The following is a 22,879-nucleotide window of genomic DNA, read 5'->3' as shown; positions in this document are numbered from 1 at the left end:
TGTAATCGATCTCAGTTTCCCAGTGCAGCTCGCCCCGCAGCGATCCGCACAGTGTCTTCCTGGGGTGAATGGATGCGGCCGCACAGAACGTTGCGGTAATGACGTTCCAGCGGGTTGTTGCGGCTGATGCCGTGGTTCCCTGTCAATCTCAACGCTTTTTCGACAGCGGAGATGGCATTCTCAGTGACGGTCAGCTTGAGGAGATTGCTTTCAGGCGATGATGGAGCTTCACCCGTATCCGCATCGCGTGCAGCCGAACGGAGCAGTCGCGCATTCGCGGCGAGCAGCTCCTCAATTTCACCGAGGGCCTGCTGGATACGAGGGACCGTCGCCAAGGCAGCGCCAAGATTGGCGGGCTTGCGGTCATGGAGAAACTGAACGAGCCAATCCCGGGCAGCCCGCGCCACACCGTCATAGAGTGAACCGAGCAGTACTGCCATCCACACGGCTTGGCCGGCTTCGCGATCTTTCCATTGCTCGGGCGGACGAATATCAACCGCATGATCGAAGGGAATACGGACGTCCTGAAATATCGCGTCGTGGCTTGCCGTCGCGCGCATGCCGAGCGGGTTCCACGTCTCCTCAATGCGTATACCATCGGCATTTGCCGGAACCAGGAAAGCACCCACGCGCGGGCTTTCCTCGTCCGTTCGCCCCCAGACAATGCACCAGGTGAGCCCGGCTATGCCTGTCGAATAGATCTTGCGGCCACTCAGTGACCAGCCTTCTTCGGTACGACGAGCTGTCGTGGCGGGAAGACCGCCACGAATTGGTGTTCCAAGCTCCGGTTCAACCCTCAAGGCATTGATAAGTGCACCACGCTGCGCCGCATCAGCCAGCACACGCCGGACCAGATGTTCCGGCCAGCGCCCGCCCGGCAGCGTTGCAAGGTTGATGTATTGCATGATGAGGATAAGTGCGGTTGATGGTTCGCCCTTGGCGATTTCGCCGATCACAGTCGCAGCATCGCCAAGCCCGGCCCCCCGCCCACCGTAGGTGACCGGCGAGGTCAGTGCCAGCAATCCGTATTCCTGCAGTTTCCGGAAGTTCTCGTGCGGGAACGCACCGCTTTCATCATCAAGACTTGCAGTCACAGCAAATTCCGCTGCAACCGTTCGGGCTGTCTCGCCAAGCGTCAGTGCCCGCGTCATCGCACCTACTCCGCCGCACTGATGGCCGGGCCCGCCGACTGCCCGACAAAGGGACGGGCTTCTTCAACCGCCTGGGCGATCCGGGCGTTGATATGTTCGGCAACGATCTCATGATTGAGGAAGTCGCGGTCGACGGCAAAGATGCCTGTCGGGAGCGTGTGCGCCATGAAGAAACCAAACAAAGGCCGCAACTGATGTTCGACAATCAGCGCATGCCGATCGCTGCCGCCTGTGGCGGTCAGCAGGATTGGCTTGCCCTGCAGGGCGAGCGGCTCGAACAAATCGATGAAATGCTTGAAGAGCCCGGTATAGCTGCCCTTATAGGTCGGTGTACCAACCACAAGGATATCGGCCGTCACGACACGATGGAGAATGGTTGTGGCGGCAGGACTAAGTTCACTGGCATGCCGGGCGGAGCCGAGGGAGTCTCCCACATCAATCAGGTCATAGACTTCAGACGTCAGACCATATCGATTAGCGATCCGCCCGACTAGGTTGGTGACGAGCGATCTTGTCTTGGAAGGACGATGGAAATTGCCGGAGACACCCACGACAGTCGGATTGGGCATGAGCGATATCCCTGATAACAGATGCTGCCGCTAACACGGCCATCCATTAACACTACCAAAGTAATAGAGATTAAAAAGAAAGCAGACGCTGAACTGCGCGCCGATACTGGTATATTTTTCTCAATCGCGGCCAGAAGATGGGACGCTGTTTGGTTCACTCGCCTGCCAACAACGCGGCAGATCGAATCCGGTGACATCCAGAGCAGCACTGGTATAGGGTCGCTCAACGTCCATCAGGCATTTTTGGGACCGTGCAATCTTGCGACAGTGCCGATGCTGCGACATCCCGTGTACGTGGTAACAGATGCTGTCGCAGCGTTCCTAAACCAGGCCAGGAGAAGTGTTGCACAGGTTATGGGTAAACCTTCGGTTGTGCGCGCCGCAGATGCCTTGGAAATCTTCCTTTGAAAATGCCGATAACAGGCGATTTTCCCGCATTTTTGATTGTAGCGAAAAAGTCTACAATGCCAGCATCAGTGGCAGAGAAAAACAAACAGGTAGGAACGCTACACAATCAAACTGGTTTTTAATTATGTTTGCGCTTTTCTAGAAACGCTTCCAGAGCACCATTCTCCAGCAGCTCAAAAGCCAATCGTTTTGCATCTTGGATCGATGATAAACGTCGCCTTCCTTGGATGTCATTCACTCGTAGCCTGAATTTACAGTCTACCGGCTCAACTTCTAGATTAACACCCTTCTGGCGAATGTGGCACGTGCCGTGCTCTCCATATTTCCAACGCGTTGACTCGACAAACCGCTGTTGTCTTGCTTCAACCGATCGAAGTACACCCATATGATTGGTGGCCACACAAGTATCGGTCAGATGGTCACAACATACTTCGCCAACTTCCATGGGCGGCCATTTTTCATGTTGGACGACAAAGACGTGGCGTATTGATGTGCCACACAGCTCGCATTCACCAGAAATCTCTCCTAAATCCTCGTAACCGACACACTCCCAACCAGTAAAGGGTTTTATAATACCATGCTGACCGGCATGGCATCCCTTGCATAAAGTTTCACAGTAATCGTGAGGATATTCCCACGGCAGTTTTCCCGACAGATATTGCTTATGATGAACCTGAAGGATCGCCCCTTCCAATGAACCACGACCGCATTTTATACAGATGCCGCCATCGCGCTCGATAATTTCATCTCTGTAGTTCAACCAATCTTTGCGGTAATAATAGCGCATCAGTCGGGACCCTTTCTGCCTATTCAAGGCAATCGAACAAATCCGCCATCCCGATTTCACGCCGTTTTGACAGTCCCTCACCGAGATTCAAACAAGGATGCTTTATTTGATTTAGCCCTCGTCCGCCTTCGAAATGCACGCGTCCGCCATTTGGCATCCGAACAGTTAAGATGGCGGCACCGCATCGAGGACAGGCGTGTGTACGACTGAACGCGCCTCCTGGCCGTTCAGTGGAGGCTTCTTTCAGAATCCAATTCTCACAAACGTACGTTGTGCGACCAGATTGAAGGACCCGTGGATGTCCTCGTCTTCTTATCCATCTGTGTGTCATTCAGATCACTCCTCTTGCTTCGATAAAGCTCCCGCGCAGCTCTTTGCGAACGTAGAAGCCATTCGGTATAGTCTCCTGAACCAATGGCACGTGCGAAATTAGTCCGACCACACGTCTTGGTCCGACAAGATTGGTAAGAACGTGCAGAACTTGATCAAGCGTCCCGGATTCGTTCTCCGTATCAAGACTGCCGAAGCCCTCGTCGATGAAAATCGTATCGAGGCGCACCTGCCCGCTCACACTTTCTACGATGTCCGACAGGCCAAGTGCCAACGCCAGTGCAGCCATAAAGGTCTCCCCACCCGACAACGTCGATGTGGGTCGTGTTTTCCCGGTGTGAACATCGAACACGCGAATTCCGAGCCCGCGACGGGATCTCCCGTTGCCGCCTTCGACTTCCCGCTCCAGGCTGAAGCGGCCACCGGTCATGGGACCAAGACGTTGGTTGGCAGCCGTCAGCACCTGGTCGAACATTGCCCCGATCGCATAGGTTTCAAGATCGAGCCGCAAAGGATTCTCTGCATTGAAAAGCGCCGCAAGGCTGCGGAGTGAAGCAGTTTCCGTCTCGATTTGATCAAGACGCCTCAGTTCGCCAGCGATGTCGAGGAGGAGCGCCTCGAGACGCTGCCACCGGGCTTCGGCTTGAGCGCAGGCTGTCTTTGCGTGATCAAGCTCATCGCTGGCTTCCCGCAACGTCTTCTCTATCGCGCCCATCTCAGGCCGCTCATAGCCTTCGATGATCTGTGCAGCGACCTGATGGTTGTTGCGGGCAATCAGCAAATTATTGCGGTACTCAGCGATTTCCGCCACATCCTCCTCAATGGTCCCAATCAGCTTTTTGAAGAACTGATATTGGGCGCTCGTCAGGCCGCTCTGTGTGAGCCGACCTTCAAATGCGGCCAGTGCCTTATCGCGTCGAAAAACGGCTGACTCCTGGGCGGCATTCGCCGCTTCCAGCTCTTTGCCGGCAGCAAGCGTCGCATCACGAGTTTCTCGTGCCGCGATTTCGGCCGATTTCATGGCGGCATCACGGAGGACCCGCTGGCGCCGGTTTTCCGCTATGGCTTCGGTCAGAGCATCGGGAAGCCGGAGCCCTTCCGGAATCGTGCCAATAGCTTGATCGAACCTGTCACGTGCCAATGCTTCCTGTGTATTGGCGGTTTCATGGTTTGATCTGCAGCTATCGCGTTCGCTTTCAGTCGAGGTGATCTCTTCGCCCAATTTCGCTAGCTTGGCCTCAGCTTCCAGAAGATCGATTGCGGGCCCTATCGCATCAATCTGGCTTGCCAATACAGCAATCTTGCCGCGAACTTCATCAACAGACTGCTCGGGCTCTGACGATTCAGCCAACCTGTTCTTGCGTTCGAGCCATTTCGTTTCAGCCGACGCAAGATTGCGCACAGCAAGCTGATGTGCAGCATGGTTTTTCTCCAAATTGGCCTTTGCGTCTCGAAATGCCTGGTCCAACCCCACATTTTCGAACTTGCCGGTTGCGGGCGCGGGATGCTCCAGCGAGCCGCAGACAAGGCAGGCCTCACCGGGCACCAGCTTGGCCGCCAAGTGCAAAGCCTGAGCATCGGCAAGGGCAGCTTCCGCAACCTCAAAACGACCCTTTGCTTCGGCAACTTTTTGCGCTGACCGTCCTTCCTCGTTCTGATACCCGGCCATTTCCGAGCGTGCCTGTTCGACTGCTTTGGCTGCCGTCTGGTACTGCTCGGCGGCAATCAACGTCCGCTCCGCCGCGGATCGCTCCATATTCAGCTGTTGCCGTGTTGCGTCACCTTCCCTCGCCAGTTTCAGTGCGCGCTCATCTGCTATTTTCTGGTTTCTCAGTTCCTCGTGATGTGCTTCGATGAGATCAAGCGAGTTCCGCGCGTTTTCAAGCGCAGTGCTGGCCTCAGTCGCCTTCTCCGCTTGTGCGGCAGCGTTGGTTAAGGTTTGTTGGTAATGATCAAGCTTTTCACCGGCCCGCCGCAAACTCTCGCTTTCCTCCGCTCGGGTTACTTCATGGTCTAACGCAGTTTGCGCTGCAAGCGCCTTTGCGGCAGCCGTTTCGTCGGTTGTCGCGGCATTTGCCATCTTCATGGCAGCTTCGACTACCTCTGCCTGAGCGTCGATCGAATGCTTTTCAATATCCGTCAGTGATTGTGCGCATCTGGCATGTGTGACTCGCTCCTCCAGACCCTGGATGTGCTCAGCTTTCGCTACAAGCCCTTCGACTATCGAGCTGGCCTGCTCGGTAGCGCAAAACTGTTCGTTGAGTTGATGTGCGCGATCATACGCTACTTTTGCTGTACTGGCCGCAAGCGCGGCCGCAGTTTCGCGCAGCACTGCCGCCTGATGGGCAGCATTTGCCTCTTCTATGCCTTCCGCCAATGCTTCCGGACTCACAAACCCATCAGCGACGAGACGTTTTGCGCAGACCTCCCTATCCTGGCGGACTAGCTTTTCTGCCGCCAAGGCGTCCGCCTTGAACTTTGCCGCCATGCGTTGATAAATCGATACGTCGAAGAGCTCGCGCAGTATCTCCAGTCTCTTGTCCGTCTTCGATGCCATGAAGGTTTCGAACTTACCTTGGGGCAACAGGACAATTTGCCGGAACTGTTCGGCGCCATATCCAAGCAGCTGGGTCACCGCCTCTTTAACCAGACCTGTCTTCTTTTCGGCAATGATCTTCCCGGGATTTGCCTCCGTAATTTCTTCCGGCGCAAGGCCGGTTGCGTCAAACAACCAAGCTTCATGGGAGTCCCTGGTCTCGCCCTCCCCACGCTGCTTGCGCCGCGCCTGTTCCGGCCGGCGCCGCAACACATATCTATTGGAACCAATGTCAAAAATGAACTCCACCTCGGTGGCAATATCCGGATCGGCATGGTCGGACCGCAGGGACGTCGTGTCCTGTTCGGCACTTGCCGCTTCCCCGAACAGTGCAAAGGTCATGGCGCTGAAAATAGACGACTTACCGGATCCGGTGGGCCCATAGATGCCAAAAAGCCCAGAAGCAACGGCTTCCCGAAAATCGACCACTGCCCGATCGGCATAGGGGCCGAAAGCCTGCATCGAAAGTCTAACTGGTCTCATGCCTCTATCTCCTCATTGCGAAGATTCGTCATCGCGGAACTGATCAGCACCAGCTCAGAATCTGCCGGGTCTTCGTTCCGGACATGCATCAAGAAATCGCTGATCATCTGGGCCGGATCGTGCAAGGCCGCCCGCGTTTGTAGTAACGGCAGGGTGTCCAACGCCTTTTCATCCCGCGCATAAGTGATCTGGCATGCATGCGGAAAGACATCCCGAAGCCGCTTCATCGGGTCGATCATCGGCGTATCATCCGTCAATACACACTTGATGAAGTCACCGGACGGTTCAGCCAACAGCAGATCAGCAAGTTTGCCCTTCAATACTTTTACCCCGCGAGCAGGCAGGAAAGGAATGGCGTTGATCGTCGTTGTTCCATCCGATCCAAGGTCAACGAGGCTCATCGACTTTTCGCTACCAGCTTCATCAAATCCGAAGGCAAGTGGCGAGCCGGAATAACGGATATGGTCCGTCCCCACCGATTGCGGGCGATGCAGGTGTCCAAGCGCTACGTAATGTGCACCCTCGAATGTCTCGTGGCACACCGTCTCTATACCGCCAACTTTCCCCAGTGGCCTTTCACTCTCACTGGGGTGAGCACCATCAACAAAAGCATGTGCAACAACCACCCAGCGCGCTCCGTCTGGAACATGCCGACGCGCTGCGGAAATCTGGGCACGCATGACATGCTGGGGTACAGAAATAGTCTCATCTCCAAAACATTCCCGGGCCGCATATTCATATCCGAATGGAAGCGCCGAAAACGCGACGGGACCAAACTCGTCCTGCAAAATGAGTGGTAGTTCATCGGCGAAAAGAGCCCCGCGGATCAACGCTCGCCGTGCATCTGTCATAATAGACATGGAGCCAATCCTGTCGCCCGAATCGTGATTGCCGGCGATCATAACGACTGCTGTTTCGGTCTCGCACGCCACCTTGCCAAGAAAGCCATTGAATTGTCGGACGGCACTGGCAGGTGGAGAGGCCCTATCGAAAATATCGCCCGCAATAATAAAGACGTCGGGTCGATGCGTATGGATTGCCTGAAGCGTCTGATCGAGAATCGTGCCGTGGTCGTCCTCAAGAGACATGCCGTGGAATTGCCGCCCTAGATGTAAGTCCGCTGTATGGAGAATCCGCATGACGGCAAATACCTGTATAATTTTTACACATGTACTTTTTAGATGGACTTTTGCCGCAGAGTCAAGCTAGATTATCGACATGGAGTTCGATGACCTGAAATATGCACAACGGGAGCGGCTGGTCTTCCTGGATGAGTGCCTGACATGGCGAGGCATGGCCAACCGCCGCGATCTTATTGTGCGTTTCGGTATTTCCGCAGCGCAGGCCGCTCTCGACTTTCGTCTGTATCTCCAACGCCAGAAACAAACCCCGCCGGTCTACGATGCTACACGCAAGGTTTATCTTGCTGCGAAGAATCACATATCACTCACGCACTCAAATCTGCGCGAAGCATTCGAAACCGTGTTGAGAGAGGAGGCGAATGATGCCCCAGCCGTCTTGCCTCAGCCAGAGCGTCGCGCTGATCCTACTATCGTTTCGCAACTCTATCGGGCTATGCGTGAGCAGTTGGCACTGCAAATCAGGTATACATCCATGACATCTGGTGCCGATCCGGGGCAATGGATTGCACCGACACATTTCACGTCGGACGGTGAAAGCGTTCATCTGCGCGCGTTCAGCTTCAAGCACAATGATTACCGCAGTTACCTGCCAATTCGCGTCGGGGCTGACAGCAGTTTTGAAACACGACCACTCGTGGAACCGTTACCCCACGATGCGGACTGGAACACTATTGCAAAGATTTGGCTCAAGCCAAAGGCCGGTCTTACCCCGGAACAAGCAGTTGCTGTCCGGCGTGAGTACGGTTTCGATGGGGAGCTCCTATGCGTTGAAACCCGGAAGGCGCTTGAATTCTATCTTGATCGACGCTGGGGACTTGATCAGAAAGGGGCTCGCCTCGAACGCGTAAGGACGGATTATGAGGCACTTGCAAACTCGTCGAACCCGCTCTCCGTCCGTTCTTAACTTACAATAATGTGTTCGCCTTGAGCGGATACGAACTTGCGACCCGCACATCTCTAAAGAGCCCATCACGCTTATCCATGATAGTGTCCCCTCAGCAGCCTTCATGGGGTGCCCGGAACCGAGAGTTGGCTACATTTGCGGTCGAGTCGACGATTAGTTGTACGAGAACCTATTCAAATCTTGCGAATTGCTCATACCTTCTCCATAAACTTTCAAAATGGCGACCGCATGCGCGGTCGTGGCCGAGGGGAACGGGTTGTCGAAAATCAGTGAGAATGCTGGCGCAGCAGCAGTTATGCCTGCGCGTAAGCGGCAAGCAAAAAAAGGCTTCTCAGTTGGCTGATCCGCTGCTTGCTCAAGATATCATCGACGGTGCGGCGGTCCGCAACCGACCAAACCTGTTCGTCATCGGTTGTTTCGACCGGCGCATCACCTTCTACTCGCAGCAGGTGCGCGCATTGTCGCTCGTCCATGCGCTCAAGTATCTGGGCTATCTCAACGCCAATCCACGCATCGCGGTGATCGGCGGCGGCGCGGCTGGCGTGACCGCCGCGGCGGCAGCCGCGCTCGTTTCGAACAGCAATGTCGTTCTCTTCGAAACAGCGGGCGAGTTGCTGTCACTCCAGTCGACCACCGAACGCCGCCGGCTCGATCCGCACATCTATGATTGGCCGGCGCACGACACCGTCGATCCGGTCGCCAACCTCCCGGTCCTCGACTGGGAGTCCGGAACATGTCGGTCGGTGCGTGAGGACGTACTGGTCGGCTTCGGGGATATTTCGGTCCGGCTCGGCCAGCGCTTGCAACGCCGGACGCGTCATCGCGTGCTGGGCCTGACCTTGGCCGCCGATGGCTATGACCTCCGCTTCATCGCTCTTGACGACCCGGCGCCGGCTCCTGGAGATGAGCCGACCGAGCGTTTCAACATGGTACTGTTGGCGGTGGGGTTCGGTCTCGAGCCGCGTGAGCCCGTCGAGAACATCCAGAGCACGAGCTACTGGTCGGATGCCGGTGTGCCGGCGGCAGAATTCGAAGGCAGACAGACGCCGCGCTTCTTCATCAGCGGCGCGGGTGACGGTGGATTGATCGACCTTGTCGCGGCCGGCGCGACGAACTTCGACCATGCCGGGATGATATCCATGATCTCTCAACATCCCGGTATCGACGAACTCTCTCCCACGCTCGCCGACATCGACGTGCGTGCACGTGCCGCCGATGCCGTCGGCAACCGGTTCGATTTTCTCGCCGCCTATGATGACGAAGTGCTAGGCCAGCTGACGGCAATTGGTCTGGTCGCAGCGGTTGCGGCGCAGTTGCGGCCCGGCGTGCGCTTGACGCTGCAAACCCAGCACGTCGAAATGTTCGAGGTCTCAACCTCGACGCTCAACCGGCTTGCTGCGTATCTCACGATCAAAGCCTGTGAGGCGGACGCCCAGCGGACATTCCGGCACGTGCAATGTGGTGCGGTCGTCCGGGTAGCGGCGCCCGTCCCCGCGCCCGAGCCGGCCGCCGATTTCTGGCTCGACTGCGCCGGCGAGACGGTTGCGGCCGACGCGGTGATCGTCCGGCGTGGCCCTGGCCGCGCGCTGGTTCGCGGACCGTTCGACGATCATTTGGCTAGCTATGCGGACACGCACCGGGAATGGCTCGCGCGTCACGGCGATGCGACCCTTGTGCCGAAACTGTCCGCGCACGCGCGCACGCTCTTTCAGGATGCGGCGCGCAACGCTCGGATCCCACTCGCGCCGCGCGTGCAACGCCAGATGGCGCAGCAATTGCCAATCTCAGTCCAGCTGCGACGCGACGCTAACCAGGTGCGCTGGTCCGGCGCGATCCCGGCCAATCAACTCGTCAGAGCCTGGAGCGCGGATCAGGCGTTCGAAATCATCCTGCCCGACGGACCGGACCTGTTGGGGCCAGCGGCGGTCGCCATCCTGCGCGTCGCCTGCCACAGCCGCACGAGCCGCCTGCACGCAGCGCCCGCCCTCTGGTCCCAGCATGTCCGCGCACTGAGCATCGACTCCCTGCACGCCGAGGGCATCGCGATGCCGACGATCGTCGGCGGCAATCCCGGCGGCGCGGCACAGGATCCGGTCATGATCGCGTCGGATATTCTGGCGCGGCAGATCCATCGCGCACTCGACAGCTGGCTGCTCGAGCAGCTGCACGCGCATCTCGTCCCCTTCTTCGCCAGCAACGCTGATCCGGGACGTTTGATCGGCCTCGCGATCGCACCCGATCTGCGCGCCGCCATGGCGGAAACCTGGGCGCAGTGGCACGCAGCCTTCGGGGACGATGCTGCACTGATCAGCCACTTCATGCGGCTAATGATTTGCGCGGTGGATGATGACGATAATCGTGTCGCTGGGCAGGTGCTGGTCGGCCCGACCAAATGGAAAGAGATCGTCCGCGGCACTGTCGTAGCGCTCGCCATCGCCACCGCCTGGCAGACGACATCTCCTAAGAGCGCTGGCCCCGGCAACCTCATGCGGCAGCGCGACGGCGACAGTGACTGGGTAGGCCATGGATGCGCAGCCGATCTGATCAACGGTAGCGATATGTCGCTGTGCGCCGCCACGTATATGTGGCAGACTCAGTTCGTGATTCTAATCGTCAAGACTACGATAGAGGTCGCGCGGAACGCCGAGCGCCCCTTCGCTCAGGTCGAGACCGATCAGCCGGCACTGAGCGAGACTGATGGATCGGGTCCGGTGATCATGTCGATCAACCGCGAGTTTTCCGAAGCGGTGGCGGCGGGACTTGCGGCGTTGCGCGCGTTGCTGGCGGCAGTCGAGACCCGCCATTTCGAAGCATTGGACAAAGCGATAATGAAAGGTGCGGCATGACCGACCAATCGACTCTGTCGCCCGGTCTCGCGGATTTCGCAGAGCGGATCCGCTCGGCAGCGCTGGCGCTCGATCTCAAGGTCGAGGACCGGCCCGAACTAGCAAGCGCGACTTTCAATGGCGGCTCGAGCAAATCGACCTCGATCAGCCCAACCGACCTTCCCGCCGAGAGTCATGGCATCCGCATCGACCGGTTCAATGTCGTGCTGGGGGTATTGCCCGACATCGCCACTGTCGAAGCCGTTCGCGAAACGCTGCGCCGATGCCGCAACCAGTGCGTCGCCGCGCGCTCCTATCTCGGGACGAACGAGACGCTTGACCTGCAGCTGATGCTGCTCGGGCCGCGGTCGAGCGAGCGGCAAGATGCATGGCGCGCGCTGGCATTGTTGGTCGAGCGCGACGACCGTGTGGCGCGAAAACTCGCTTGGCTTCGGCCCGAGGACGAAACGCGAGACGAGGAAAGTTTCACCGAATTTCTCAAGCGCACCTTCCTGGCGCGTCCGTGGGTGCATGACGAAGGCAAATTCGAGGATGCGGCGCTCGATGAACTGAGCGGCGGCGATGCGTCAAGCCAGGGGCTGCCACGCACACTGGCCGACGAATGGGAGCGCATTGCGCTCGACGAGAAGAAAACCCCCGACGACATCGTCAGCGCCCTGGTGAAGGCCTGGGAACGGAGAGGTCAGGTATGAGCGACATCTACCTGTCCCGCATCGCGATTCATGATTTCCGTACCTTCGGCGATTTCGAGATCGACATTCCGGCAGCTCCCGGCCTAGTGTTGCTCACCGGAACCAACGGCCTTGGCAAAAGCAGCTTTTTCGATGCCATCGAATGGGGCCTGACAAGCAAGATCCGCCGCTTCGATCCCTATCTGAAGGACAGCGGCAAGAAGAAACTCGTTGAGAAGGATTATCTCACGAGGCGTGGCGCCGAACCGGGTGCGCATCGTGTCGCGCTGACATTTTCCCAAAACGATCCGATCGAGCGCGGCGCCGTAAAGACCACGCCGATGGCTGACATTATCGCTCAGCTGGCGCGGCCCGACCGACGCACGATCAACGATCTCGGCGCCTATCTCGCCTTGACCCATTTCCTCGGCCAGGCGGCGCAACAGCGCTTCACCAGCCGTGATCCGCACGATCAGTGGCGAGCGTTGAAGGGGCCAAGCGGAATCGATCGGCTCGAGCGCATACGCGCAGGTCTTCGCGGGCGTCCAACGGTGATGGCCTTCAACCGGCGCATCGAAACCGAGCAGGCCTCCGTCGCGACGATCGAACGCCAAATTGCCGATTGGCAGGGATGGACGACGCGGCTCGAACGACTGCGCGCCGCTGCGCGTGCGACCGGTATTCTAACCGCCACCGAAATGTCCGAGCGCATCGACCAGCTCGAGGCCGATTTGCTTCAACTGACATCGGGTCAGCCGCTCGCGATCACGGGCGAGAATGTAGCGCAACGTCTGGCAACGATGGGCGACCGGATTGGCGAGGCGCTGCACGCAACCGGAGACCGTAAAATAGCGCTCGAGACTCTGGCGCCGCTTGCTGCACAATTCGCCATCAGCCAGGCCGAGAGCCTGCTAGACTCCCCTGCGCTGGTACGTCTGCGCAGCGTCTTGAGTGACGCACAGGCGCAGGTTGATGGGGTGTCGGCACTCGTCGCGCCAGCGAACGACACGGTGACGACGCAGCAAGCCGCCATAGCTAACATCGAGCAAAATATCGCGATACTGGAGGCGGGCCGCACCGATCTCGCACGGCGCACGCAACTCGCGGAGCTGATCGCGGCGGATGGGATGGATCGCGCGCAGCTGATCGAAGCAATCGCCGCGCACAGGGCGACGATTGCGGAGGCGGATCAAGTGATCGCGGCACATGCCGTGGCGGTCGCCGAACTGGCGCGGCTGCGCAGCCTTGCCGCCACCGCCAAGGCGCAAGATGAATCGGTGCGCGATTATCTCGATCTGGAATCCGACGCGGTCATAGCCGCTGGCGCGCTGACGCAAGGGCGCGAAGCCGCCGAGCGCGCGGCGACCAACGTAGCACCACTCGAGACGCAGCTAGCCGATCTTGATACCAGTATCGCCGATGCCGAACATGAACGCGCCGAAGCCGATCGGCACGCCACTGCGATCAGCGCAGCCTTGTCGCAACTCGCCAGCCATCTGCACGAGGACGACACCAATTGTCCGGTGTGTCGTACGCCCTTCGAACCCGGTGTACTAAAAGCGCTGGCCGATACCGCCGCGGCAGGGAGCGACGGCCGGTTGGCGCAGGCCGACGAAGCCGTTGAGCGACTGCGGGCTTCGCGCGCCGATCTGGCAACCAGAATCTCAACCCTTCGCCTACCGATCGAAGCGGTCGAGAAACTCCAACATGAAGCCGAGGCGGCGCAACGCCCGGTCATCGACGCCCGTAAGGCGATTGCATTGGCACTCGGCGTGCCTGACGGCAGCGACTATGTTGCCATCACCGCGGCACGGCGACGCAATGCGGAGTCGGCGGTCGCGACCGCCGAAGCAGCCCTCGAACCGCAGACAGCAAGAGCGGCCACTGCGACTGAACAGCGCACCTCGGCAGCCGGCGACCTCGATGATTTGATCGGCCGCGAAAGCCAGCTCGGCACGCGATTGTCGCAATTCCAGGCGGAGGATGTCGCATGCGCCGAGCGTATCGCCGCGCGGAACCTGTCCAATGCGACAATCAGCGATATCGAGACGCGGCTGACTACCGAACGCGGACAGGGCGAGGCGGCGCGGGCGGGATTCGCGCGCCTGACCGACGCCGCGGCCGCGGTCGTCGCAGCCGTGCAGCGTGACCAGGCGGCGCTTGATGCCGCGCAGCGCGATCTGGCCGCAGCAGATCTCACCCGCGCCCATGCCGAGCAGTCGGCGCGCCAGCTGCAACGGCGATGGAGCGAAGCCGGCCTGCCCGCCAGTCCGAGCCAGGATGGCTACCAGCGCGCCGTCGCCGCACTAGACGCGGCGTTGACTGGACTGCGATCTCTCACCGAACGGCATTTAGTGCTGGCGCGGGACAATGAGGATGCGCTGTTGCAAGGCGAGATCGACGAGATCATGGCGTCGATGCGCGCGGCCGGTGGTGACGGCGGCGTTGGCGATCCGGCTGCCCATCTCGCAACGCTCGAAGCCTCGCGTGTCGCCGCCCGCGCCGCCGTCAAATTGACCGCCGCCGCCCGCAATGCGGTCAAACGCTACTCGGAAGATCTTCAAGCCCAGGCGAATGATTTCTCGAACCGTGTGCTCGATCCGCTCAACACTGTAATCGACGATTTTAACGAGGCAATGCTCAGCACACCGGGCGAGAGCATCCAATTCAAGGCGGATACGCGGGTTGATGCTACCAGTTTCGGCATGGCGCTCAAATATCGTGAGCGGGTCGAAAATGCGATCGAGACGAAGAAGGACTTGCCGCCACAAGTGGTGCTGAGCGAGGGGCAGCTCGCCGCCAATGGTTTCAGCATCCTGTGCGCCGCGAGCACCGCTTATCCCTGGTCGCGCTGGCGCGCGCTGCTGCTCGACGATCCGCTCCAACATAACGACATCATTCACACCGCCGCATTTGTTGACGTGATGCGCAACATGGTGGAGCTCAACGGCTATCAGCTGGTAATGTCGAGCCATGATCGCGGCGAGAGCGATTTCATCGCTCGCAAATTCGATGCCGCGAGCCTGCCCTGTTCGACGGTGCTGCTTACCGCACCTTCGGAAAGGGGAGTTGCGTGGGAGAAGCCCGAGCACAATCAGGCTGCCGCGCGCATTTTGCGCCGGGACAGCGAGTCGTCGACCGCCAACACCGCCTAACGCGGTTGGGTAACGCGGCTGACCTGCCCTCGCCGTCATCCAGCCATCTACCCACGGCTTGCTGGATCTCATATGCACCAAAGTCTGCAGCTCGCGTCACCATCAACTCGGCAAACTGGATAACTCGAGGAACATGTTCGCTAGTCGAGATCACACCGTCGACGACCGCCTGCTCAGACGATTCTCGTCACTTTGCCGGCAAGTATCGAGAGGCATCTAGCGTCCGATATAAGCGGACAGATAGTATACCACTTTGCAGCAACCAGTGATTTGATATCCACGAACTCGTTTGACCGGAGCGATCGATGCCAGCAAGTGGTCCAGGTATTACCGATGTAAAACTTCTATTTGCCAAATCTGGCAATCGTTGTGCATTTCCCAGATGCAAGGCTCCTATGGCACTTGACGACACGCTCGTTGGCGAGGTCTGCCATATCAAAGGCGCTCGTCCAGGGAGTGCGCGGTTCGACCCTCATCAATCGGCATCTCATCGCCATCATCGTGACAACCTGATCTTGATGTGTCCCACACATCATACCGTGATCGACGACGATGAGAATTCATATACGGTTGAGCGCCTGCTCCAACTAAAACGTGAACATGAGGCGAGCGCGACGTCTATCACTGAGGACGAGGTTTCGCGTATTGCAGTTTCGCTTCAACAGAAAGTCTCATCTGTTGGCCAGACGGGCGGTCTGTCCGCGCATACGGTACATGCCAAAACCATCACCGTGAACACTGCGGCACCACCTGGCAGCCCGCTCAACCAGCGTCAGGTCCAAGCCGTCGAGAACCTCTGGCAGATTTTGCAGCAGTTTTCGTCCGAATTCAGCATGGTCGTATTCGTTGACACAATCCTCCTTCCCCAAGAGATGAACGCGTATTTCATCGGCGCGGACGATATGCCTTTGATGGATTCGATCCTCGAATTCCGAAATCCTCAAATCGCGATCACCAAAATGGCAAACGCGGGTGGCAATGAGGCGGCGAGAGAGCGACCTTTCGTTAGCCAACGGCTCTGGTCCATATATTTCGTTATACAGGCGATGTATGGGCGGACCGCTCTGCTTCTTACGAACTCGTTCAAGGAGGAACAGTACAAAAATTGGCGAAACGACAGCGGCTGCGATCAACTACTTCGCGCAATCCTGCCCGGGCATACGGTTGAACATTTGAAAGCGATGGAGGCTGCCGGACTCCGCTCGGCAGTGGATTATCTGGAGGACCAGTTTTTGACCGAAGCCGGGATGCGGAAGGCTCAGTCGGCATAAAGGTATCAACCGCTGCGGATGCAGTTCCGCGTTAGAACACTCCCCACGCCCGAAATCTCGTGTTCGCTAATGATCCGAAGCGCGGCGTGATGGTGAACGGGTTTGCGATCATGCCGGTCGAGACGAGTGGCTTTGCAGTGACGAGATCAATCAGAGCCGGCAGGTTCGACGAGGCCCGCCGGCCAACGAGCTTTCGCTCCATCAGGGTGCGAGCCAGCGCCAGCCGGTCATGCTCCTTCAGCCCGATTTCGGCGGTCGCCAAAAGCTCGTGGGCGATGGCGAGCCGCCGCGTCTCCCGGTCGCGATGCGGGCGCCGATCGATCGAAATGGCTTTATGGCTTTCAGGCGGAGATCTATGGCGGCCAGGTAGGCGCCGGTAGTGATGCCAGCTTCGCGCGGGATCGCGGCACAAAACAGTCAGCACGAGCCAAGGCGCGTGCTGAAAGACCAAAATTTTGTTCCAAGTATCGAGGACAACGATCGCCTGAAGGGTGCTGACATTGTTTCCGTTGACGGCAGCGACTTGTACCAATCGGGTTAGTTGGGACTTCTCGCGGTGCAGTTGGGACTAAAGTCGTCGATTTGAGTTCAGAACAGTATCGTCCTCCTCCATATAAAAGGTAGCTAGCTGTACCCTCGCACCCATTTTCTTCAGAGCGCGCCTAACTCGCGGTTGTTCTGATCACGCCGACCGCACTATATGGTGCGGCGTCCCAGGCTTCTATCATGCGGCTTATGAAAACGCATCGGGACCGGCCCGTTTGCTCCAATGCATCGCCAGCAAGCCTCCTGATCGCCAGTTCTTCGAAAGCGAGACCGTCTCTCCGGAATGCGTGGAATACGATTACAACATCATCGGACTGGGTCGGCGTGACGAAAAAGCCGTTTACATTCTCGGGCGCAGGCTTTGTGCGCGATACATCAGAGCGCAATTTCTCGAAAGCTTCAGTGCATTCGGTTTGATTGTGTATGTTTCCTATGCTTAGCAGATCCATCGCCATTGCTGTCCAACCGCGGGGCCTGCGCGTCTCGAGTTGTCGCAAAATCGCGTCAAAGTCAGCATGAAGCCGTGGCGCTGGCTTTTCGCCTTGATGACCGATCCCCACGTTTTGATAGTAGCAATCAATCTCTTGCGACATTTCGGCAATGACGAGCCGATGTCCGTCGGTCGATCCGACATCAAAGTTTGTCTCAAGATAGAGGCCGAGGAAGTCCAACTCGAAGCCGATCACATCTGCCGTTTTCTGGAGACGTTCTCGGCGTTTGAAGTAGTCCAGAAACAACGTGGGCCGCTCCAGCATATCGGCAACACATGCGAGATCGGCAATGTTGAGGGTTGTCGGCAGTTCAAGGTCGTTCGCGATCCAGCCTGCGGCCTTGAGTTCGCCTTCCGCAGCGGACAAGATTGTAAGGTCGTCCAGAGTAACTGAAATCCGGACAGTTGTTGTTATCTCGGCGGGCTCTATGCCGAGCTCGCGCGCCACTTCAAGCGCGGTGGCGTCACCTTCTCTTCCGAGCTCGATTACACGAGCCAGGCGAGCTGACTGCACGGCTGGTTCTGCTACGAGTTCTCTGACATGCCGCCGGGCGCGCTCTGGCGCTCCTCTCAGTCCCTGTGGTGAAAGGGACGCCGACTTGCATTCCACTATCAGCACCGTTCGATCAAGGACCACAAGGACATCGGTTTCATAGCCCGTTCCCTGCCAGGACCATTTCGCTTCTGGCTTTATCGCTCCGCGTGGCAGGACCGAGCCTACGATACGAAGCGTTTCCTCTTCCAGGAAGGTCGCGCGCCTTTTATCCGATCGGTCTTTTAAGCCGGCCTCCGCGAGCAACGATTGGAGGATTTGATTGAGAAAGCTCACGGCGGTTTGAGGGAAGGCAAAAAAGTATGTATCCTGGCACTTGATGCCAGGCTTTGTCCACACCGGATTGGCGAGGAAAAAATGCTCAGGCTTCTCCGTCGAGAGAGCACCTTCAGGCATGCTGATAAGATCGAGCACCTCCCTTGTCTTCTCTTCCGAGAGGCCGCTGATCATTGCAATGGAGGCTACGGGCGCCATCGCATTCACGACTAGCCACCGATCAGCATGCGAGATCAGAGCAGCGCGCACCGAGTCGATGTTTTCGTTCGCGTCGAGGCCGGCGAGAAACTCTTCTGGATCCCCTTCAACACCAGGAAATTTTTGGAAGAAATCTCGAACCAGTTCAGGGATCGTTCTCGTGCGAAATATTTCCTTCAGTAATCGGAAGCGCTCCCCGACCTGATTTTCTATGCCTGCGACGGTAGCTTCGATCACCGCAATGACATCAAAGACACCGAATCCCTTGCGCTCCCGAACTGCGAGATCGAGCGGCGCGTATTGCCTTCGCAAGATTTCCAGCATCGACTGGTAGCCGCCCCAATTGCGCACCATCTGCGTATGTATCCGCAGTCGCTCCTGAAGGGAGAGCATCGTTGCAGCAACCGGTTCCGTTGTCGACTCTATGCGACTTCGTCGCACCGCAACGAACGCGTCGGGAAGCGCCAGCACGATATCGATTGCCTCTTGCATGATGGACATGTCCGCTGCCTGTTCGCCCCATTCCGAGCGCGGCAGAGACAACGATATCGCTTGAAGCAACTCGACATGGTGCTGAGACATGCCCTTTATCATCGACTGGCTACCGACGCCTAGCGGACCAACACCCACGCGAAGTCCCCAGCCAGCCATCACCGCAATTATATGCGGCGGATAGTAGGTTTGCAGAAGAGATCGCAAACGTGCCATGAGTTCGGGAAATGCTTCGGCCCCGCTATCCTGGGCTTCACTTTTATCTGCCCACATCGCTTTGGCGGCCTTACCGTCGAAGAGCCGAACAGCGGCCCCCCCGATCGAATAAGCGCCGTCGTCCGGTTGATTCTCGTCGCTATCCATCTGCTATCTGCACCTATTCTCAAACGGTAAGCGCGGTCTACGATCAAAAGCGAGCGCGTCATGGCTTTTTCTACCGGCATTCCTTCACCCCTGAAAACGAGACGCCGAACCGCTCAAGTGCTAACGCAAAAATCCAGACTATTGTCGTGTTCCGGAGCGAACGATCCCTCCTCGCTCCAGAACGTGGCGAATCTCTTCCGATTTATCTCGCAGTCGACCGGCTTCAAATCGGATCTGCCCTAGCCCGACAATGTTCGAAAACTCCTCGCACCCTTGTTCCAGAAGAATAATAGCCTTACGGAAACCGAGCCTGCCCTGAAACAGTCCCACCTCGTGGATCACGTTCATGCGGGCCAGCTTCTGACCTTCTGCATTCTCGTCCTCTGCCGTCATCACCAAGAAAGCAAAGGCCGCGTTGTCGAGCATCTCCTCCAATCTGTTTGACGTCGAAATACCAGCAGCCGGCTCACGGTTGAATTCATCGTATGCGAGGCCCAGCCTATCGACCAGGAAGTCCTTGAGGTCCCGCCAGTCTGAAGAGCGCCCGTGCCCGATAAAAATCTTTGTTCCCTTGCCCATGTCGAGTCTCTGTTCGCTACCTGTTTTCTCCAAGACGTGTGTCCCGACTAGAGATGGGGCCTGGGCCTTCCGATCAGTCCGCACAAGGTGTGAGCCGATTTGCCGAACGATCTCGGATAGTTGCTTGCCACACTCTGCAGGCTGATTAAGCGCAGTAATTTCGGCGATTATAAGCTGGTGGGGTGCCGTTCGCGCGCCGCCGTTTAAGGCACGCGTATCCTGCGTCATAAACTGGCCGCCTCCTAGAAAAGCGCGCGAGAACTGCTCGGCGCTGGCTATCTGGACGCCTAGAACTTGCTCGAGCAAGGAATTCAAGAAAATATCCTTCCGGCCTTCCAGCACGATGTTCAAACCGGACAACACCTCACCCTTCGATCGATTGAAGTCCCTTAGCGCCTCCGCAGATGCGCCTTCGCATTCTGCCATGTCTGGATTGCCGGCGAGGTGATAGACTGCAGTTTTCACCTGAGCCGCACTAAACTCTCCCCAATCTCCCACAGTATCCGACAGCCAGTCTTCGCCGATTCCATGCATGGCACTGAATCGGGCCCCTGCGGGCGGCTTTCTGAAGCCGTCGTAATAAACATTCGCTTGATAGCCCACATTCGATCCGCTCCACGCTTCGTGAATCGCCACAGCGGCGTCTGCAACTTTCTTTAGCTGGCCTTTGAAACGTCGCTGGAAACTGTTGGATGTTTCCTCCAGTTTGTCGGCGATTTGCAGAAAGTCTCTACCGTCCATATTGCCCTCGTCGCATCCATGCCGAGAATATCCCTCTCCGGACTTAGATAGTCCATCCGTCGAATACGATTACCAACATGAAATAGCTCGCAGAACGCGATGTCGTTGCCAAACCCAAGACACCAAAAAACCTGTTATTCAAGCCCAGAAATGAACGTTATCCCTTGACTAGGGCGCAATCAGTGCCCCGGTTGCGATACGACTTAATCGGGAAGGTTTGCCATGTACTATTACATCGATGAAAGCGGAAACACCGGTCTTAACCTGTTCGATGTAAACCAACCCAAGCTGTTCTATGGAGTGCTTGGCTGCCCGGCCAATCTTGATGTGATTGCGGAGCCACTGCTGACAGAGCTGAGGAAGGAACTAGGCGTAAAGCGCATCCACGGCGCCGAACTAGGCGTAGGCCGCCTTATCCCGATAGCAAAGCGGATTGCAGATTTCAGCAAGAAACACGACCTGCGGTTCTCCCTGCTCAAGGTTACCAAAGAGGATCACGCGGTGATCTGCTTCTATGATCAGGTGTTCGACTCCGGAATGAACAAGGCTGTGCCTTGGCATCACTACTTCACTCCCCTTCGTTACCCGATGCTGATGAAGGTCGCGTTCCTCTTCGATGACCAACTGAGGAAAGACGCTTGGGCGGCTCGGAAGGAAACCAATTCGGCGAAGAGCGCGTCCGCGCTGGTTACAATCTGCAATACTCTGCTTTCTCGTGTCGATCGGCTTCCCGACACACGCTCCCGAGAACTTGTTTCTGGCGCTTTGAAATGGGCGGCGGCCAACCCGTTCGAGATCGAGTATGGCGTCGGCAACAAGGACACGGCCCTGCAGATTTCGCCGAACCTAGTCGGCTTTCAGCAGGTTATGCAGGTCATGGCCGTGCAGTCGAACAAGAAGGGGCGCTCCATCCGCAAGATCACGGTTGATCGCCAGACCGAGTTCAACAAAGCACAAGGCGAACTTGCGAGCTGGTACGAGAGCCTCCGGGCCGTCAAGCACAACACCGATCTCGGTCCGGGTATGCCAAAATTCGATTATTCGATGATGCCGGAAGTCCCACCAACATTTACGCCCGGCGATGAAAGCGCCGGATTGGAATTGGTGGACGTAACCTTATGGATCACGAAACGTCTGGAGGAAAAAAAGGATGTTCCCGCCCAGCTCCGGCACCTGTTTGCCAGCCAGACCAAGCGCGGACTGATCGATGAAGTTTCACTCGATGCGATAGACAAGCGATGGCGGCACCTTCTGTCGCTGCCAGTTCCTGACAAGCCTCTTCCTGGCGATCTCGCTAAACACTTCAAAGAAGTGGAAAATGCAAGAATCGCAACGGTTGATGCGCTGGGATGACAGTGGGCGGCGAGCAACCCCTATCGCTAAGGTTCGTTGTCATCTGCTGCCGGAACCGCACTTTCTGAAGCCACCGCCGTTCGGCTGAGCAGCCCTGTGTCCTCCAGCGCCTCTACATCCGGCAGGTCACGCAACGGCTGCAGGCCGACAGGAAGTCCTTCCGTCGTGACATAGGTGTAGGGCGACGCCGGGCGTCGGGCTGCGCGGGCCGAAACCGAGGAAGCCGGCATTGCGGAGACCAGCGATCGTGTCGCGGCTGACTTCCTTGCCAACGATCTTCGACAGGTCGCCCCGGGTAAACGGCTGGAAATGGGCAACGGCCAGCAGCACCATGGCCTCGAAGTCGGACTACCAACCATCGAGCCCAGAGAGAGGCTGGATGTCAACTAATCCATCAGACAAATGGTATCATCAGCGCCTGCGGCCAGCGTCCGCTTTGCACCCGATGATTTCGGAGTTTGTGTTTTGCGACGGGGGTTTAGCACCAATGATCATAGCTGTTTAGCGCAAAGGATCGTAGTTTTCGGCTATTGTGGGATAGCAAGGAGTAGGAAACTGGTTGCGGGGGCAGGATTTGAACCTGTCTTTACGGTCTGACTGAATAGTTGGATAACGCGGCCAGAAAACGAATCCCTGTCCCGTTGCTGCCCAAGCCGAGATTTGTGTGTTTGACATTTTAACGCACTGTTTACGTTAGCTGTTCTTCTGAAAACAGTATCTATCTCTCGTTTAATTTCTGCTTATCGGACTATTTCGCTGAATAGTAGGACAGGCCGATTTAGGCTGGTGCCATTCAAACCAGTAGTGCCCTTCTCACATCGTCCAAGCACCTGTTTTCCTAGTGTTTCAGGAGTTTAGGCGGCTATAGGGACGTTCCTTTTCCCATTATCGGCATTTTCAACTGTTCGTTTTCTCGCGTCTTGCGCGTTTGTACACATTGAATTTGCTGGGGTTTTTCCGGGTGGTTTCGCCCGC

15 protein-coding genes and 1 pseudogene are annotated in these 22,879 nt (G+C 57.5%); 7 read left to right on the top strand and 9 right to left on the bottom strand.

Going from position 1 to position 22,879, the window contains the following annotated elements:
• Nucleotides 1-11: 11 nt before the first annotated feature.
• On the bottom strand, nt 12-1,151 hold the full coding sequence (locus AC1Q5O_RS23625; RefSeq protein ID WP_492566382.1) for an acyl-CoA dehydrogenase family protein: 1,140 nt from the start codon (nt 1,149-1,151) through the stop codon (nt 12-14).
• 5 nt (nt 1,152-1,156) lie between these two features.
• Nucleotides 1,157-1,720: an FMN reductase gene (msuE, locus tag AC1Q5O_RS23620; RefSeq protein ID WP_492566380.1), complete on the bottom strand. Its 564-nt coding sequence runs from the start codon at nt 1,718-1,720 to the stop codon at nt 1,157-1,159.
• A gap of 21 nt (nt 1,721-1,741) precedes the next feature.
• Here msuE and AC1Q5O_RS23615 point away from each other — a divergent pair, with 21 nt between their 5' ends.
• Nucleotides 1,742-2,128, top strand: a complete 387-nt coding sequence (locus tag AC1Q5O_RS23615; RefSeq protein ID WP_492566378.1) for a hypothetical protein — start codon at nt 1,742-1,744, stop codon at nt 2,126-2,128.
• A gap of 118 nt (nt 2,129-2,246) precedes the next feature.
• On the opposite strand, the gene AC1Q5O_RS23610 is transcribed toward AC1Q5O_RS23615, so the two are convergent.
• From AC1Q5O_RS23610 to AC1Q5O_RS23600, 3 genes are all read right to left on the bottom strand, one after another.
• Complete coding sequence (locus AC1Q5O_RS23610) at nt 2,247-2,915, bottom strand: HNH endonuclease (RefSeq protein WP_492566376.1); 669 nt, start codon at nt 2,913-2,915, stop codon at nt 2,247-2,249.
• A 331-nt stretch (nt 2,916-3,246) separates the two neighbouring features.
• Entirely contained in the window at nt 3,247-6,324 is a 3,078-nt protein-coding gene (locus AC1Q5O_RS23605; protein WP_492566374.1) for an AAA family ATPase, read from the bottom strand.
• Nucleotides 6,321-7,463 carry an exonuclease SbcCD subunit D gene (locus tag AC1Q5O_RS23600; protein ID WP_492566373.1) on the bottom strand — a complete coding sequence of 381 codons (1,143 nt, stop codon included), beginning with the start codon at nt 7,461-7,463 and terminating at the stop codon, nt 6,321-6,323. The genes AC1Q5O_RS23605 and AC1Q5O_RS23600 overlap by 4 nt, the downstream gene beginning before the upstream one ends.
• A 79-nt stretch (nt 7,464-7,542) precedes the next feature.
• Here AC1Q5O_RS23600 and AC1Q5O_RS23595 point away from each other — a divergent pair, with 79 nt between their 5' ends.
• From AC1Q5O_RS23595 to AC1Q5O_RS23575, 5 genes are all read left to right on the top strand, one after another.
• Nucleotides 7,543-8,370: a BrxR family transcriptional regulator gene (locus AC1Q5O_RS23595; RefSeq protein ID WP_492566371.1), complete on the top strand. Its 828-nt coding sequence runs from the start codon at nt 7,543-7,545 to the stop codon at nt 8,368-8,370.
• A 275-nt stretch (nt 8,371-8,645) separates the two neighbouring features.
• Nucleotides 8,646-11,216, top strand: coding sequence for an ABC-three component system protein (locus AC1Q5O_RS23590; protein WP_492566369.1), 2,571 nt, complete (start codon nt 8,646-8,648; stop codon nt 11,214-11,216).
• Nucleotides 11,213-11,908 (top strand): ABC-three component system middle component 1, encoded by a 696-nt coding sequence (locus AC1Q5O_RS23585; protein WP_492566367.1) that lies wholly within the window; start codon nt 11,213-11,215, stop codon nt 11,906-11,908. The genes AC1Q5O_RS23590 and AC1Q5O_RS23585 overlap by 4 nt, the downstream gene beginning before the upstream one ends.
• Nucleotides 11,905-15,042, top strand: coding sequence for an AAA family ATPase (locus AC1Q5O_RS23580; RefSeq protein ID WP_492566365.1), 3,138 nt, complete (start codon nt 11,905-11,907; stop codon nt 15,040-15,042). Before AC1Q5O_RS23585 ends, AC1Q5O_RS23580 begins: the two co-directional genes overlap by 4 nt.
• A gap of 395 nt (nt 15,043-15,437) precedes the next feature.
• Entirely contained in the window at nt 15,438-16,313 is an 876-nt protein-coding gene (locus AC1Q5O_RS23575) for a hypothetical protein (protein ID WP_492566363.1), read from the top strand.
• Nucleotides 16,314-16,344: 31 nt separating this feature from the next.
• On the opposite strand, the gene AC1Q5O_RS23570 is transcribed toward AC1Q5O_RS23575, so the two are convergent.
• From AC1Q5O_RS23570 to AC1Q5O_RS23560, 3 genes are all read right to left on the bottom strand, one after another.
• Complete coding sequence (locus AC1Q5O_RS23570; RefSeq protein WP_492566361.1) at nt 16,345-16,845, bottom strand: DUF1612 domain-containing protein; 501 nt, start codon at nt 16,843-16,845, stop codon at nt 16,345-16,347.
• 130 nt (nt 16,846-16,975) lie between these two features.
• The gene (locus AC1Q5O_RS23565) at nt 16,976-19,231 is read right to left on the bottom strand and encodes a hypothetical protein (RefSeq protein WP_492566359.1); all 2,256 of its coding nucleotides are present in this window, start codon (nt 19,229-19,231) and stop codon (nt 16,976-16,978) included.
• Nucleotides 19,232-19,369: 138 nt separating this feature from the next.
• Nucleotides 19,370-20,551, bottom strand: coding sequence for a TIR domain-containing protein (locus tag AC1Q5O_RS23560; protein ID WP_492566357.1), 1,182 nt, complete (start codon nt 20,549-20,551; stop codon nt 19,370-19,372).
• 222 nt (nt 20,552-20,773) lie between these two features.
• Between AC1Q5O_RS23560 and AC1Q5O_RS23555 the strand changes: the two genes are divergently transcribed.
• A complete protein-coding gene (locus AC1Q5O_RS23555; protein ID WP_492566355.1) occupies nt 20,774-21,904 on the top strand; it encodes a DUF3800 domain-containing protein in 1,131 nt (376 codons plus the stop codon).
• Between the two features lie 26 nt (nt 21,905-21,930).
• Here AC1Q5O_RS23555 and AC1Q5O_RS23550 read toward each other — a convergent pair.
• Nucleotides 21,931-22,252 (bottom strand): annotated as a pseudogene (locus AC1Q5O_RS23550) (SMC-Scp complex subunit ScpB); the annotation flags it as partial.
• Between the last annotated feature and the right edge of the window lie 627 nt (nt 22,253-22,879).

The organism is Phyllobacterium sp. MT110 (genome assembly GCF_058792715.1).
The sequence above is the reverse complement of the archived record's forward strand: the minus strand, read 5'-3'. Positions and strand labels throughout refer to the sequence as shown.

What these genes read in the sequence shown, in the direction of transcription:
- AC1Q5O_RS23625 (WP_492566382.1), bottom strand. Translation starts at nt 1,151, where the DNA reads ATGACGCGGGCACTGACGCTTGGCGAGACAGCCCGAACGGTTGCAGCG.
- msuE (WP_492566380.1), bottom strand. Translation starts at nt 1,720, where the DNA reads ATGCCCAATCCGACTGTCGTGGGTGTCTCCGGCAATTTCCATCGTCCT.
- AC1Q5O_RS23615 (WP_492566378.1), top strand. Translation starts at nt 1,742, where the DNA reads ATGCTGCCGCTAACACGGCCATCCATTAACACTACCAAAGTAATAGAG.
- AC1Q5O_RS23610 (WP_492566376.1), bottom strand. Translation starts at nt 2,915, where the DNA reads ATGCGCTATTATTACCGCAAAGATTGGTTGAACTACAGAGATGAAATT.
- AC1Q5O_RS23605 (WP_492566374.1), bottom strand. Translation starts at nt 6,324, where the DNA reads ATGAGACCAGTTAGACTTTCGATGCAGGCTTTCGGCCCCTATGCCGAT.
- AC1Q5O_RS23600 (WP_492566373.1), bottom strand. Translation starts at nt 7,463, where the DNA reads ATGCGGATTCTCCATACAGCGGACTTACATCTAGGGCGGCAATTCCAC.
- AC1Q5O_RS23595 (WP_492566371.1), top strand. Translation starts at nt 7,543, where the DNA reads ATGGAGTTCGATGACCTGAAATATGCACAACGGGAGCGGCTGGTCTTC.
- AC1Q5O_RS23590 (WP_492566369.1), top strand. Translation starts at nt 8,646, where the DNA reads ATGCTGGCGCAGCAGCAGTTATGCCTGCGCGTAAGCGGCAAGCAAAAA.
- AC1Q5O_RS23585 (WP_492566367.1), top strand. Translation starts at nt 11,213, where the DNA reads ATGACCGACCAATCGACTCTGTCGCCCGGTCTCGCGGATTTCGCAGAG.
- AC1Q5O_RS23580 (WP_492566365.1), top strand. Translation starts at nt 11,905, where the DNA reads ATGAGCGACATCTACCTGTCCCGCATCGCGATTCATGATTTCCGTACC.
- AC1Q5O_RS23575 (WP_492566363.1), top strand. Translation starts at nt 15,438, where the DNA reads ATGGCACTTGACGACACGCTCGTTGGCGAGGTCTGCCATATCAAAGGC.
- AC1Q5O_RS23565 (WP_492566359.1), bottom strand. Translation starts at nt 19,231, where the DNA reads ATGGATAGCGACGAGAATCAACCGGACGACGGCGCTTATTCGATCGGG.
- AC1Q5O_RS23560 (WP_492566357.1), bottom strand. Translation starts at nt 20,551, where the DNA reads ATGGACGGTAGAGACTTTCTGCAAATCGCCGACAAACTGGAGGAAACA.
- AC1Q5O_RS23555 (WP_492566355.1), top strand. Translation starts at nt 20,774, where the DNA reads ATGTACTATTACATCGATGAAAGCGGAAACACCGGTCTTAACCTGTTC.